This is a genomic window from Halopseudomonas nanhaiensis (assembly GCF_020025155.1).
Lineage (GTDB): Bacteria > Pseudomonadota > Gammaproteobacteria > Pseudomonadales > Pseudomonadaceae > Halopseudomonas > Halopseudomonas nanhaiensis.
Window position 1 is genome coordinate 1,900,760 of the sequence record NZ_CP073751.1, and the last position, 14,054, is coordinate 1,914,813.

At 60.2% G+C, this 14,054-nt stretch carries 15 protein-coding genes; 4 read left to right on the forward strand and 11 right to left on the reverse strand.

Going from position 1 to position 14,054, the window contains the following annotated elements; all coding sequences use genetic code 11:
• Positions 1-52 precede the first annotated feature (52 nt).
• Genes KEM63_RS08570 through KEM63_RS08580 form a run of 3 tightly spaced genes read right to left on the reverse strand, consistent with a single transcriptional unit; the run spans position 53 to position 1,565 of the window.
• Positions 53-622: a lipocalin family protein gene (locus KEM63_RS08570; RefSeq protein ID WP_223650702.1), complete on the reverse strand. Its 570-nt coding sequence runs from the start codon at positions 620-622 to the stop codon at positions 53-55.
• Positions 612-1,316 (reverse strand): type 1 glutamine amidotransferase, encoded by a 705-nt coding sequence (locus KEM63_RS08575; protein WP_223650704.1) that lies wholly within the window; start codon positions 1,314-1,316, stop codon positions 612-614. The genes KEM63_RS08570 and KEM63_RS08575 overlap by 11 nt, the downstream gene beginning before the upstream one ends.
• A gap of 27 nt (positions 1,317-1,343) precedes the next feature.
• Complete coding sequence (locus KEM63_RS08580; protein WP_223650707.1) at positions 1,344-1,565, reverse strand: hypothetical protein; 222 nt, start codon at positions 1,563-1,565, stop codon at positions 1,344-1,346.
• A gap of 37 nt (positions 1,566-1,602) precedes the next feature.
• On the opposite strand from KEM63_RS08580, the gene KEM63_RS08585 reads away from it, so the two are divergent.
• Positions 1,603-2,397, forward strand: a complete 795-nt coding sequence (locus KEM63_RS08585) for an SDR family NAD(P)-dependent oxidoreductase (protein WP_223650709.1) — start codon at positions 1,603-1,605, stop codon at positions 2,395-2,397.
• Positions 2,398-2,539: 142 nt separating this feature from the next.
• Here KEM63_RS08585 and KEM63_RS08590 read toward each other — a convergent pair whose 3' ends face one another.
• The 8 genes from KEM63_RS08590 to KEM63_RS08625 form a co-directional block, all read right to left on the reverse strand.
• Complete coding sequence (locus tag KEM63_RS08590; protein ID WP_223650711.1) at positions 2,540-2,977, reverse strand: hotdog fold domain-containing protein; 438 nt, start codon at positions 2,975-2,977, stop codon at positions 2,540-2,542.
• A 180-nt stretch (positions 2,978-3,157) separates the two neighbouring features.
• A complete protein-coding gene (gene corA, locus KEM63_RS08595; protein ID WP_223650713.1) occupies positions 3,158-4,243 on the reverse strand; it encodes a magnesium/cobalt transporter CorA in 1,086 nt (361 codons plus the stop codon).
• 58 nt (positions 4,244-4,301) lie between these two features.
• Positions 4,302-5,714, reverse strand: coding sequence for a siroheme synthase CysG (gene cysG, locus KEM63_RS08600; RefSeq protein WP_223650715.1), 1,413 nt, complete (start codon positions 5,712-5,714; stop codon positions 4,302-4,304).
• A 60-nt stretch (positions 5,715-5,774) separates the two neighbouring features.
• The gene (gene serS, locus KEM63_RS08605; protein WP_223650718.1) at positions 5,775-7,058 is read right to left on the reverse strand and encodes a serine--tRNA ligase; all 1,284 of its coding nucleotides are present in this window, start codon (positions 7,056-7,058) and stop codon (positions 5,775-5,777) included.
• A 39-nt stretch (positions 7,059-7,097) separates the two neighbouring features.
• Positions 7,098-7,469 (reverse strand): fluoride efflux transporter CrcB, encoded by a 372-nt coding sequence (gene crcB, locus KEM63_RS08610; RefSeq protein ID WP_423747856.1) that lies wholly within the window; start codon positions 7,467-7,469, stop codon positions 7,098-7,100.
• Between the two features lie 2 nt (positions 7,470-7,471).
• Positions 7,472-8,797 (reverse strand): replication-associated recombination protein A, encoded by a 1,326-nt coding sequence (locus KEM63_RS08615; RefSeq protein ID WP_223650722.1) that lies wholly within the window; start codon positions 8,795-8,797, stop codon positions 7,472-7,474.
• A gap of 2 nt (positions 8,798-8,799) precedes the next feature.
• The gene (gene lolA, locus KEM63_RS08620; RefSeq protein ID WP_223650725.1) at positions 8,800-9,435 is read right to left on the reverse strand and encodes an outer membrane lipoprotein periplasmic chaperone LolA; all 636 of its coding nucleotides are present in this window, start codon (positions 9,433-9,435) and stop codon (positions 8,800-8,802) included.
• A gap of 18 nt (positions 9,436-9,453) precedes the next feature.
• Entirely contained in the window at positions 9,454-11,883 is a 2,430-nt protein-coding gene (locus tag KEM63_RS08625) for a DNA translocase FtsK (protein ID WP_223650727.1), read from the reverse strand.
• Positions 11,884-12,097: 214 nt separating this feature from the next.
• On the opposite strand from KEM63_RS08625, the gene aat reads away from it, so the two are divergent.
• The 3 genes from aat to infA all read left to right on the forward strand — a co-directional run bounded on the left by aat (position 12,098) and on the right by infA (position 13,955).
• Positions 12,098-12,799, forward strand: coding sequence for a leucyl/phenylalanyl-tRNA--protein transferase (aat, locus tag KEM63_RS08630; protein WP_223650729.1), 702 nt, complete (start codon positions 12,098-12,100; stop codon positions 12,797-12,799).
• A gap of 58 nt (positions 12,800-12,857) precedes the next feature.
• Entirely contained in the window at positions 12,858-13,565 is a 708-nt protein-coding gene (locus KEM63_RS08635; protein WP_223650731.1) for an arginyltransferase, read from the forward strand.
• A gap of 171 nt (positions 13,566-13,736) precedes the next feature.
• The gene (gene infA, locus KEM63_RS08640; protein ID WP_080050557.1) at positions 13,737-13,955 is read left to right on the forward strand and encodes a translation initiation factor IF-1; all 219 of its coding nucleotides are present in this window, start codon (positions 13,737-13,739) and stop codon (positions 13,953-13,955) included.
• Positions 13,956-14,054 lie beyond the last annotated feature (99 nt).

A 14,054-nucleotide genomic window follows, 5' to 3' on the forward strand; every position in this document is an offset into this window, starting at 1 on the left:
CAACCTAGACTTTGGTCTGAATCCATTTGCAGCAGCCCAATCGCCGGCCACTTCACTGATCAAGTGTAGCGTTCATTTCGTGTTCGACGAATATCAGCTCACCTGTGTCGTAACCCAACTCCGCCGCACGCTGCACAAACCGGTCCACCATCTGCTGATCCGGCTCGGGGGAACGCGCGAGCAGCCAGAGATAATCCCGATCATGACCGGCAACCCAGGCGTACTGGTACGCCTCGTCCAGTTCGAAAACGCCGTACGCACTATAGAAGGGACCGAAGAACGAGACCTTCAGATGACCGACATCCTCCGATTCCACAAAGTACGCCTTGCCCTCGGCCTCGCTCCACTCGCCCTTCTCCGCATCGTACCCCCGGTTGAGCACCGTGATCCCGCCGTCGTCCCGCTTGCTGTAGTGCGCAGTCACGCTGCTCAGTCCACGCTCGAAGGAATGGTCCAGCCGGGCTACTTCGTACCAGGTGCCAAGGTAGCGCTCCGGCTCGAAGCCCTGCACTGGCTCGATACCGTCCGGGAGCCGCACGCATCCGGTAAGCAGCCCGCCGACGAAAAGCATCAGGAGGACCAGAATGCCCGAGCTGCCGAGCGGTTGATTGTCAGATCGCATCGGTGACGCTCCCGTGAAGATATTCGAGTACCTTTCCCATCAAATGGCTTGCCGCCTCGAGCCGACTGGAATCGGTAGCCAGGATGGTGTCTGCAGATTGGACATAGCGCGACGGGGTAAGGTCGTCGCCGGACGACTCGACGAAGCCTGTCAGCAGGCCCGGCGTCGCTTCCAGATGAAATTGCAGCCCGATGACGTGACGGCCCAGCTGGAATGCCTGATTGTCGCAGGCCTCGCTGCGGGCGAGCTGTACAGCCCCGTAGGGGAGTTCGAAGGTCTCACCATGCCAGTGCAAGACCATCGCTTCACTTGGAAAACTAAAAACGTCAGCGCCTGCGTGAGCCAACCCCTGAACAGGAAACCATCCGATCTCCCGCTCGCCGTTGGGGTACACCTGGCTGCCCATTACGTTGGCAATCAGCTGGGCACCCAGGCATATACCCAGCACGGGCTTGCCCGCGTCGATGACGCTGCGTATGAACGTTTTTTCCGGCCCCAGCCAGGGATACTCGGCTTCATCGTTCACACTCATCGGCCCGCCCATGACGATCAGCAGATCCAGTTGGTCGGTATCGGGTAAAAGGTCACCGGAATACAGCTGGGTCGCCGTAATGCCGTAGCCCGCTTCTCGGAGCCAGCTTTCGATGCTGCCCAGTCCTTCGAACGGGGCATGTTGTAAATAATGTGCGCGCATAGGTGCTTCCTGTCGGCGGACGTGGGCTCAGTATGACGAATTCGGAGTCGAATCCGGGCGCAATTCGCCTTCCACTTCATCCGGATCCACGCCGTTGACCAGCAGCATTTCCCGCACCGTCTGGATATCGGAGAGAATGCGTTCATACTCGTCGCCGTGCTCGTAACGATTCACTTCGATCGGCTTGGGCATATAGGTGAATGCGATTTTCAGCGCCTGCAGGGCGTCATCGCTCATCTGGTCGCTCATGCTGGTTGTCCTCGATTAACTGTCTGGAGTGTAAGCAATGCGTATTGATTTGTCTGGCAAAACGGCACTGGTCACCGGCTCTACTGCGGGAATTGGCTTCGCTATCGCGCATGGCTTGGCCGCTGCCGGCGCCAGCGTAGTCATCAATGGCCGGACCGGGCAACGGGTCACGGAGGCGGTAAATCGCCTGCTCGAAGCACTACCGGATGCGCAGGTGCGTGGTGTTCCGGCTGATCTATCGATCGCTGCCGGCTGTGAACAGCTGCTTCGCGAGGTGCCTGAAGCGGACATCCTGGTCAACAACCTGGGCATCTTCAAGGCTCAGGACTTCTTCGACACGCCCGACGAGGAATGGCAGCGCTTCTTCGACGTCAACGTGCTTGCAGGCGTTCGGGTCTCGCGCGCCTACGTGCCGAAGATGGTCGAGAAGAACTGGGGGCGGGTCGTGTTTCTGTCGTCCGAGTCCGGCATCAACATCCCCGAGGACATGATCCACTACGGTTTCACCAAGTCCGCCAATTTGTCGGTGTCGCGGGGCCTGGCCAAGCGATTGGCTGGAACCGGTGTGACGGTCAACGCCGTGCTGCCGGGGCCGACCATGTCCGACGGCGTGATGGATCTGCTGCGGCCCGCCGCGGAAAAACAGGGTATATCGATCGAGCAGGCCGGCGACGCTTTCGTCAAGGCGAAGCGCCCTTCGTCCATCATTCAGCGTGCAGCGACGCCGGAAGAGGTCGCGAACATGGTTGTCTACGTTTGCTCACATCAGGCATCGGCCACTACAGGGGCCGCGCTGCGTGTGGAAGGCGGCATAGTCGACACGCTGACCTGATGCAGCAGTTCGGGTATCTGCAGACTCTGCCTTCGTGCCCAGGTGAGCTCCTACCTCCCAAACCGATGCCCACATCGAACCTCGCAGGAGCGGGCATGACCGCGAAGAAGGATCCGCGCCCGGTTGAACTGGGCGCGGAATGTCAGGCCGCAGTGATGTACATGGTTATCTGCGCACGGAACACCGGCTTGTCGTCAACATAAGCGGTGACCGGGACGACAATGTCACCGAGCGTATTCCAGTCGATGCTGCTCCCATCGGCTACCGCCCTCACGTCGCCCTCGGCCTTGGCCAGGTATTCGACGGTCATGCCACGTGGAATCCACCTGCGGCCGGCAGGAAGTGACACATCGGTCATGGTCCCACCGGCCAGCTCTGCCGCATTGCACAGGGCGATGGCATGCACCGTACCGATATGGTTCTGCACCTCGCGCCGCTTGGGAAAACTCACTTCAGCGCACCCCACTCTGAGCACATCCATGGTGGGCTGGATCGAGGCGAAATAGGGTGCCACCTGGCCAAGCATCGCACTGAAGGCTGCCGGACCCGCCTGTTCGAACATCTGCAGCGTCTGGTTCATGAACGATTCCTCCGTATGAATAGAATTCCATTCTAGAGGAACATTCTAGTCAGCGGAAGCCGGGCCAGGGGACATAAGTGCCAAAAGCCGGGATAGGGGCGTTGCGGAGTGTGAGGGTCCGGATCGTCGCGCCTGTCAGCCTCAGGTCGGAAACATCCATGCTGACAGGCCATGCACTACCTACAGGGATAGCCAGCCCCGGCGCCGGAAGAACACCAGCAGACCGATCACCGTCACGATCATGACTCCCCACACTGCCGGATAGCCGAATCGCCATTCCAGCTCCGGCATGTATTCGAAATTCATGCCGTAGACCCCGGCAATGAAGGTCAACGGCATGAACAGTGTGGCGAAGATGGTCAGGACCTTCATCACTTCGTTCATCCGGTTGCTGACACTCGAAAGGTACACATCGAGCATCCCCACCAACAATTCGCGAAAGGTATCCACCGTCTCGATAACGTGAATGGTGTGGTCGTAGACGTCGCGCAGGAATACCCGGGTTTCCGGCGCGATAAGCGGATTGTCGTCACGGCTCAGTCGGCTGAGCACTTCGCGAAGCGGCCATACCGATTTGCGCAGCAGCAGCATTTCACGCTTGTAGTGATGAATTTTCTCCAGCGTCTCCGGGGTGGCCGTGACAACAAGCTCATCCTCCAATGCTTCGATCTGGTCTCCGAGCTCCTCGAGCATGACGAAATAATGGTCCACTACAGCGTCCAGAAGCGCGTAGGCCAGATAGTCGGCCTGCATGAAGCGGATGCGCCGTCCGGTCTTGAGTCGATCGCGGACCGTCTCGAACACATCGCCCGGGTGTTCCTGCACGGACAGTACGAAGTGAGGGCCCAGGACGAGACTCAGTTGTTCGGACAGTATTTCGTTTTCCTGAGGATCGAACCGGAGCATGCGAAGCACGATGTAGAGATAGCCTTCGTAATCTTCGACCTTCGCGCGCTGATCCGTGTTGACGATGTCCTCCATCACCAGAGGATGCAAACCGAGCTCCTTGCCCAGGGTCTCGATCAGATCAGGTTTGTGCACCCCGTCCACATTGAGCCACGAAACCTTGCCGGGCTCGCGAAGCTGGCCGATACGCTGTGCATCCACTTCGTCGACATCTTCATACTCGTCGTCATCGTATTCGATCAGACGCATTGGTACCGCGGTATCGTATTCGCGGCCGATGTGAACCAGCGTACCGGGTGCAGCGCCCGCCTTCTTGCCGCGGCGCACCACCAGTTTGCGTGCCAGCTTTCTGCCCTTCATCTTGCCCTTCAGCATGTACTCACGGACCTCGTCCCCGGATGACTGTTTCGACGTGCCGTCACAACACACCTCCGGAGGCGTCCTGCTGTTGCGGGTCGAACCATTTCAGCTTCTCGCGAAGGCTGACCACCTCGCCGACGATGATCAGCGTGGGTGGTTTGATTTCCTCACGGGCAACCCGTTCCGGCATGTCCGCGAGTGTGCCAACCCAGACCCGCTGGTTGCTGGTCGTCCCCTGCTGCACCAGAGCGACGGGTGTGTGCGGAGAGCGACCGTATTCGAGGAGTCGCGCGCAAATCTCGGGCAAACCAACCAGGCCCATGTAGAAGACCAGCGTCTGTCCAGGCGCGACCAGGTCCGCCCAGGCAAGATCGGTGGTGCCGTTTTTCAAGTGCCCCGTGACGAAGCGCACTGACTGGGCGTGGTCGCGGTGCGTCAGAGGGATACCTGCATAGGCGGAGCAACCGTTGGCGGCGGTGATGCCGGGGACCACCTGAAACGGAATGTGGTGTTCGGCGAGCTCTTCGATTTCCTCCCCGCCTCGGCCGAATATGAAAGGATCGCCGCCTTTGAGCCGGAGCACACGCTTGCCCTGCCTGGCCATCTTGACCAGCAGCTGGTTGATCTCCTCCTGCGGCACAGCATGCTCGGCGCGAGCCTTGCCCACGTAGATGCGGTCCGCGTCGCGCCGGCAGAGATCGACGATAGCCGGCGCCACGAGTCGATCGTAGAGCACCACGTCAGCCTGCTGCATCAGTCGCAGCGCGCGAAATGTAAGCAGGTCCGGGTCACCGGGGCCCGCACCGACCAGATACACCTCGCCGCTATAACTCTGCCCCGCCTGCTCTGCGAGGCGCTCTGCAAGCAAGCGTTCGGCGGCCTGCTCCTGCCCTGCAAACACACGCTCGGCGATGTCTCCCTGAAAGACGTTTTCCCAGAACACCCGACGCTGGTTGATCTTCGGGAAGGCCGCCTTGACCTGGCTGCGGAATCGTTTGGCCAACTGCGCCAGACGACCATAGCTGTGCGGGAACAGCGTCTCGATTCGGGCTCGCGTCAACCGCGCCAGGACCGGTGCATGGCTGCCGCTGGACACAGCGATGATCAGGGGCGATCGATCGACGATGGCAGGAAAGATGACCGTGCAGAGCTCCGGTGCATCGACCGCATTGACCGGCAGGTTCCTGGCCTGGGCTTCGGCAGACACCCGCGCGTTCAACGCCTCGTCATCGGTAGCCGCAATAGCCAGAACCACATCATCCAGATCGGTTGCCCGATACCCCCGCATCTCGCTATGGCCACCGCCCTGCTCGACCAGCGCGGCCAGCTGCGGTTCGATTTCCGGCGCGACCACACGCAACCTGGCGCCCGCCTCCGTGAGCAGCCGCGCCTTGCGCAGCGCAATTTCGCCTCCACCCACCACCAGAACCAGCCGGCTCTGCAGGTTGTGAAACAGCGGCAGGAATTCCATGTTCAGCTTGCCTCGTCAGTTGGCGTGAAGGCGCAGTGCGCCCCGGAAGACTGCAGCCGATCAGCCGATTTTTCCGACACCGCCCATATAGCCGCGCAGCACCGGCGGCACCGTGACGCTGCCATCGGCCTGCTGATAGTTCTCCAGAATGGCCACGAGCGTACGCCCGACAGCCAGTCCGGAACCGTTGAGCGTATGGACCAGTTCCGGTTTGCCGGTTTCGGGATTGCGCCAGCGAGCCTGCATGCGCCGCGCCTGGAAATCACCGCAGTTGGAACAGGACGAGATTTCCCGGTACTTGCCCTGGCTCGGAACCCACACCTCGAGATCGTAGGTCTTGACCGCGCCAAAGCCCATGTCACCGGTGCACAGAGCCAGCGTACGGTAAGGCAGCTCGAGCCGCTGGAGGATGTCTTCGGCATGGCCGGTGAGTTCCTCGAGCGCCTGCATGGACTGGTCCGGCCGCACGATCTGCACCATTTCGACCTTGTCGAACTGATGCTGACGTATCATGCCGCGCGTGTCGCGGCCGGCGGATCCTGCTTCACTGCGAAAACACGGCGTATGCGCAGTCAGGCGCATCGGCAATTTGCCGGCGTCGAGAATCTCTCCACTGACGATGTTGGTCAGCGATACTTCTGCAGTAGGAATCAGATACAGGTCCCGCTGATCTTCACCGCGCGGAACCTTGAACAGGTCTTCCTCGAACTTGGGCAGCTGTCCGGTACCTTGCAGGGCTTCGGCCTGAACCAGGTAAGGCGTGTACACCTCTTCGTAACCATGTTCGTTCACGTGCAGGTCCAGCATGAACTGGGCCAGCGCACGATGCAGCCGGGCGATCGGGCCGCGCATCAACGCGAATCGGGCTCCCGACAGCTTCGCTGCCGTCTCGAAGTCCAGATAGCCATATTGCTCACCAAGCGCGACGTGGTCCTTGACCTCGAAATCGAAGGTACGGGGTGTGCCCCAGCTGCGAATCTCGACGTTCTGCTCCTCGCTAACGCCTATCGGCACGCTCTCGTCCGGCAGATTGGGGATGGTCAACAGCAGCGCGTCCAATTCGGACTGGATGGCGTCGAGTTCCTGTTTGGCGGCGTTGAGCTCATCGCCCATACGATCGACATCGGCCAGCAGCGGTTGAATGTCCTCCCCTCTGGCCTTGGCCTGCCCGATCGTCTTGGACCGACTGTTGCGCTCGGCCTGGAGGGTTTCGGTGCGCGTCTGTACCGTCTTGCGCCGTGACTCGAGCGATTCGAGCGTCGAGACGTCCAGGGTGAAGCCGCGCTGGGCGAGGCGTTCAGCGATCAGTTGCGGTTGGCTACGAACCAGTTTCGGGTCAAGCATGTGTCATCACTTATCGGTTGCAGGTGGCAGCCCGGCCAACTAACGCGTCAAAGCCAGGCCGGCCCAGGTGGCGAGCAGACACACGCACACGCTGAGCAGAATGTATCCCAGAGCCATGAGGCTCTCGCCGCTCTCCATCAGGCGCAGGGTGTCGAGAGAGAACGTGGAAAATGTAGTAAACGCGCCGAGGAATCCGACGATCAGACCCTGGCGCAGCAGTGGCGAGGCTTCAGGACGTGCCAACCACAGACCATATAGTATACCGATCGCAAGGCACCCAAGCAGGTTGACGGCAAAAGTCCCCAGCGGAAACGCCCTGGGCCAGGTCGCGGTTACCCACTGAGCCAGACCATAACGCGACAGCGCGCCGAGCGAGCCTCCCAGCGCCACGACCAGCAAGGTCTTGGTCAGCATCACTCTCTCCTTTTTCGGCTGCTGCGCGCATCCAGGTTGCGCAGGTACTCGAGCTTCTGGGCAATCTTCTGTTCGAGCCCGCGGTTGGCCGGCTTGTAGTACTGGCGGGGCTGGAGTTCGCTGGGAAAGTAATCTTCGCCAGCGGCATAGGCTTCAGGTTCGTCATGGGCGTAACGATAACCCTCGCTGTAGCCCAGCTCCTTCATGAGCTTGGTCGGTGCATTGCGAAGATGCAGCGGCGGTTCGTAGGAAGGCTGTCCGGCGACATCGGCCCGCGCAGCGTTGTAGGCGCTGTACACGGCGTTGCTCTTCGGTGCGCAGGCGAGATAGACAATGGCCTGGGCGACCGCAAGCTCGCCCTCGGGACTGCCCAGACGTTCCTGTACATTCCAGGCGTTCAGGCACAGTTCCAGTGCCCGCGGATCGGCATTGCCGACTTCCTCACTCGCCATCCGGACCACTCGACGTGCGATATACAGAGGATCGCAGCCGCCATCGAGCATGCGGACGAACCAGTATAGGGAGGCGTCCGGATTGGAACCGCGCACCGATTTGTGCAGCGCCGATATCTGGTCGTAAAAGGCTTCGCCGCCTTTATCGAAGCGGCGGCTGGTGTCATTGAGCAGATCGCTCACCAGAGAGGTATCGATCACTCCGCCGTCTGCGACCAGATCCGCGGCGATTTCCAGCAGGTTGAGCAAACGCCGAGCGTCTCCGTCCGCGGCACTGAGCAGGATGCGTCTGGCTTCGTCAGCCAGGCTCAACCGATGCTGACCGAGTCCTCGCCCGACATCGGCCAGGGCGCGGTCGAGCAAGACGCTCAGGGCTTCGTCGTCCAGCGACTTCAATACATATACGCGAGCTCGCGAAAGCAACGCATTGTTCAGTTCAAATGAAGGATTTTCGGTCGTGGCGCCAATGAACAGCAGCGTGCCGTCTTCGACATAGGGCAGAAACGCGTCCTGCTGCGCCTTGTTGAAGCGATGCACTTCGTCAACGAAGAGTATGGTCTGACGTCCGCTCTGCGCAGCCTGATGACGGGCAACGTCTACTGCCTGGCGTATGTCCTTCACCCCCGCCAGTACCGCGGAGATGGTCACAAAATGCGCGTCGGCGAGTGTAGCCAGCAGCCGGGCCAGCGTGGTCTTGCCGACGCCCGGAGGCCCCCAGAAGATCATCGAATGCAGTGCGCCCTGCTCCAGCGCAACTCTCAACGGCCGACCCGGGCCAAGCAGGTGCGCCTGGCCCGCGTACTCGTCGAGTGTCGCCGGCCGCATGCGCGCGGCCAGGGGTTGATGGGCGGCCTGGTCCGGGAACAGGCCCATGCTCACTCGCTGATCACATCGACCCCATCAGGGATGTCGAAGGTGAACAGGTCCTTGTCGACGCTCGGGTTGAGCTGAACGTTCTGGAACAGGATGTTGGTACGCTGGCCGACCGGATCACTCATCTGCATGTCATTGATGACCCCGTCACGAAATGACAGCCGCAGCGAATCGAACATCGAATCGTTCGCCTTGGGTGTCAGCACGAAATCCAGCACGTTGCCGCCTTCGGTGAGCGCAATGGTGAAGTTCTCCTGCAGCGTGCTGACATCACCTGACAGCAGCAACGCGGGGGTGTGGGTCAGACGCTGGTCCATCTTCTGCACTGTGACCTGCATCAGGTCCGGGTCATACAGCCAGATGGTTTCGCCATTGGATACCAGTTCCTGCTCGAGCGGCGGGTTGGTGTGCCAGCGGAACATGCCGGGGCGCTTGACCACCATGGTTCCGGTGGTGTCCTGCATGTTGGCGCCGTTGGAACTCAACGTCATCTGCGAGAAATCAGCGGTGATGGTACGGGCCTTCGAGAGCAATTCGTTGAGCCGGGCTGCAGCGTGTGCCTCGTCGGCCAGGGCGACGAGGGGTGTCGCCAACAGACAGACGGCCGCAACGGTAGAGCGCAACAGGGTTTTGAGCATGATGTAGACGTGTCTCCGCTAATCGCGAATGGGTGGCGGCGCGATGACTTCACGCGAGCCATTTGTGTTCATCGGGGTCACGACCCCGGCCATCTCCATGGATTCGATCATCCTTGCAGCGCGGTTATAGCCGATTTTGAGCTTGCGTTGTACTGCAGAGATGGATGCGCGTCGGCTTTCGGTAACGAAACGTACGGCTTCATCGTACAGCGCATCTTCTTCGGCATCACCGTCGACACCGCCGCCGCCACTTTCGTAGCTTCCACCGCCCTCGTCGGCACCGGCGAGAATATCCTCGATATAGTTCGGCGCGCCGCGCTTCTTCCACTCATCAACCAGACGGTGCACCTCGTCATCGGATACGAACGCCCCATGAACACGCATTGGCAGGCTGGTGCCCGGCGGCATGTAGAGCATATCGCCATGACCGAGCAACTGTTCGGCGCCGCCCTGGTCGAGGATGGTGCGCGAGTCGATCTTGCTTGAAACCTGGAACGCCATTCGGGTGGGGATATTCGCCTTGATCAGGCCGGTGATGACATCGACCGATGGACGTTGCGTCGCCAGGACCAGATGGATCCCCGCGGCGCGAGCCTTCTGAGCAATACGGGCGATCAGTTCCTCGACCTTCTTGCCCACGATCATCATCATGTCGGCGAACTCGTCGATCACCACAACGATGATTGGCAGGCTTTCCAGCTCCGGCGGAATATCATCCATCGACTCGCGACGATACAACGGGTCCGTCAAGGGCGTACCGGCTTTCTGGGCATCCTTGACCTTGCGGTTGAATCCCGCCAGGTTACGCACGCCCATCGCCGCCATCAGCTTGTAACGCCGTTCCATCTCCGCCACGCACCAGCGCAGCGCGTTCGACGCCTCTTTCATGTCGGTCACGACTGGCGTCAGCAAATGCGGGATACCTTCGTAGATCGATAGCTCGAGCATCTTCGGATCGATCATGATCAACCGCACCTCCTCCGGATGCGATTTGAAAAGGATACTCAGGAGCATCGCATTGACGCCCACCGACTTGCCCGAGCCGGTGGTACCGGCGACCAGCAGGTGCGGCATCTTGGCCAGATCGGCCATGATCGGATGACCACCAATGTCGTGCCCGAGCGCCAACGTCACCGGGGACTGTGCCTCGTCGAACTCGCGGGTTTCGAGCACCTCGGACAGACGCACGATCTCGCGATCTTCGTTGGGAATTTCGATACCCACCGTGGTCTTGCCCGGGATGACCTCCACCACTCGAACGCTGATAACCGCCAGCGAACGCGCCAGATCCTTGGCGAGGTTGGAGATCTTGCTGACCTTGACGCCGGCAGCAGGCTGAATTTCGAACCGGGTGATAACCGGCCCCGGTTGCACTTTCTCGACCAACGCTTCTACGCCGAAATCCTTGAGTTTGAGCTCGAGAAGACGCGACATGCCTTCGAGCGACTCCGGCGAGAAGCCCTTCTGTTTCTTGCTCGCTGGATCCAGCAACGATATCGGCGGCAGCGAGCCCGGCTCCACCGAATCGGTGAACAGGCGAGACTGCTTTTCCTTGTGCAGGCGTACGCTGGCTTCGGCAGGCTTGGCCTCAGGCGGGACAATCTCCGGGGGCTGGCGTTTTTCCTGTGCAGCAACATGCCGGGCAAGTGACTCCTGGCGCTGAGCTCTGGAAGCCTCCGCCCGCCGTTGCTCCTCGACGTTGACCACGGGCTCGGTACGTTGGGCAGGTCGTGCCACGGCAGCCGACCCCGGGCGCCCCGCTACGTCGCGTTCCGTCCGCCCTGACTCCCGCCGACCTTGCCATGCGTTCCACCCGCGGCGCAGCAGATCCAGCAGATCCAGCGTCAACCGCCCGGTGATATCCATGACGCGAAACCAGGACAGGTTGGTGAACACGGTCAGACCAAAAAGGAACAGCGTCAGGAACAGCAGAGTGCTGCCCTGCATGTTCAGCACCGGATAAGCCAGATCGCGCAGCAACTGCCCCAGCACACCGCCGGCGCTGGCACCATCCGGGAAGCTGTCGGGAGCCGTCCCGTGTAGCGCGCCGAGAGCGGTGCCGGCAAAAACGGTGAGTACAAAGCCGATGAGCCGCCATGAAAACAGCCAGCCATTCCAGATGAAAGGAAGATGACGGCGACGAAACATCTGCCACACTTTCACGGCAACGATCAGCGGAAACAGGAATGCGAGATAACCCAGCACCAGCAGCAGTACATCGGCGATCCATGCACCCATGCGGCCGCCGGCGTTCTGCACATCGGCAACGTCTCCACTGCGAGTCCAACCAGGATCGGCCGTGCTATAGGTGAACAGCGCCATGCACAGATAGAGGCACAGCGCGATCATTGCCAGCAGAGCCCCTTCGCGCAAGCGCAGACTGAGCTGTTCACGCCAGGCGATGTGCGCTTTCTTGGCTTGGTTGTCCTTCAAAATCCTGGCTTCCATTAATTTTCCAGCCGCTATTGTAAGGTGTGCGTAGCGCGAATGAACAATCGCCACCGGTCGGGCGCCTTAACGGTGACCGGCTCGCTGGCGGTTTTGCCTGGAGCAAGCAGTTTGCGCTTTGCCCGGCAAAGGAACTATCTTGATCAGCGACAATAACTTATATCGTTTTCTTGATAAACCATTTAGAAGCGTTCTTGCGACCTAAGGCATGTTAATGAGCCAACTGACCTGGCTGCGTCCCGACACCATCGATTTTCCGCCAGCCGCCCGCGCCCTGGCGGACCCGAATGGCTTGTTGGCCATCGGCGGGGATCTGTCCGTACCCCGGCTTCTCAGTGCCTATCGCCAGGGCATCTTTCCATGGTATCAGGACGGTCAACCGCTCCTGTGGTGGTGCCCTGACCCGCGAACCGTCGTGTTCCCCGCGTCGCTGCATGTATCGCGCAGCATGCGCAAATTCATGCGTCAGACCACTTTAAGCGTCAGCTATGATCGCGCTTTCATGTCGGTGATGCGCGGCTGTGCCGAGCCTCGTGATTACACCGACGCCACCTGGATCACCGCCGAGATGCTGGACGCTTATTGCGATCTGCATCGCCTGGGGCATGCGCACTCGGTAGAAGTCTGGGATGGTCAGGCCCTCGTGGGCGGTCTCTACGGCGTCGCGCTCGGCCGGGTCTTCTTCGGCGAGTCAATGTTCAGCCGCACCAGCAATGCGTCCAAACTCGCCTTTATCCACCTGGTGGAACGATTGCACGGCTGGGGTTTCGAACTGATCGACTGCCAGATGCCAACCGATCATCTTTTCAGCCTTGGCGCTCGATCGATCAGCCGCGAAGCGTTTAGACGTGAGCTTGATCTGCATTGCAACGAAGCCGTGGCCGACCATTGGCACGCGGACCAACGGGCAAGTTGATCGAACGCGAACAAAATCTATACTTGCCTGAAAGAAAAATGGCAGCGAGAAGCGCTACATGACCGATCTGGCTCACCTGAAGTTCTACGCGACGCAGCCGCATACCTGCAGCTACCTGCCGGACGAGCAGGCGACGACGCTGTTTCTTGACCCTCAGAAGCCGATCGACCTGACTACCTACAGCCAGCTTTCCGAGCTGGGATTCCGGCGCAGCGGCGACCACCTTTACAGACCGCACTGCAGAACCTGCACCGCTTGCGTCCCGGCTCGCATCCCCGCGGACGCATTCGAGCCGACTGCGTCGCAAAAGCGGATCATCAAGCGCAACCGCGATATCCAGGTCACCGCTACCCTGCCGCGGATTGACGAAGAAATCTACGATCTATACGCCCGTTATATCAACTCTCGGCATTCGGACGGCGATATGTACCCGCCCAGCCGGGAACAGTTCAGCTCGTTTCTGGTACGCAAATGGCCTTTCAGTCTGTTTTATGAATTTCGACTGGATGGGCGGCTGGTAGCCGTAGCGGTCACCGATCAGATGCTCAATGGGCTGTCGGCTGTATACACCTTCTACGAGCCAGCCGAGCAGCGCCGCAGCCTGGGGCGGTATGCAATCCTCTGGCAGATCGAGGAAGCCCGTCGCTCCGGGCTCGTTGCGTTGTATCTCGGTTACTGGATCAAGAACTGTCGCAAGATGAACTACAAGACCGAATATCGACCGATCGAAATGCTGGTCAACCAGCGCTGGGTTCAGGTGAACTGAACTCGGCACGGTCTGAATGATCCAATCGGCAACGCAAGATGCCCCCCCGCACCGCCTTCTCCACCGGCTTTGCTTGGCTGTTGATGACTTTTAGGGCACAATTGCTCACCTTTTTTGCGGGTGGCGTTCCAATTCGCCCGCGTGGAACCGAAATCGAGAGGCCTTTGCTTAATGGCGAAAGAAGACAGTATTGAAATGGAAGGCACCATCATCGACACCTTGCCTAATACCATGTTCCGGGTGGAACTGGAGAACGGCCATGTCGTGACTGCCCACATTTCAGGCAAGATGCGTAAAAACTACATTCGCATCCTGACCGGTGACAAGGTCCGCGTCGAGCTGACCCCCTATGACCTGACCAAAGGTCGTATCACCTACCGCGCTCGTTGATGCTCGGGCCGTCTGCAACCTGCAGATGGCCTTCCCTGAAATCTACTTCCCAGCCACCCTCCCCCGACTCTCGCTTCGGTCTCGAATGAACGTCGCAGC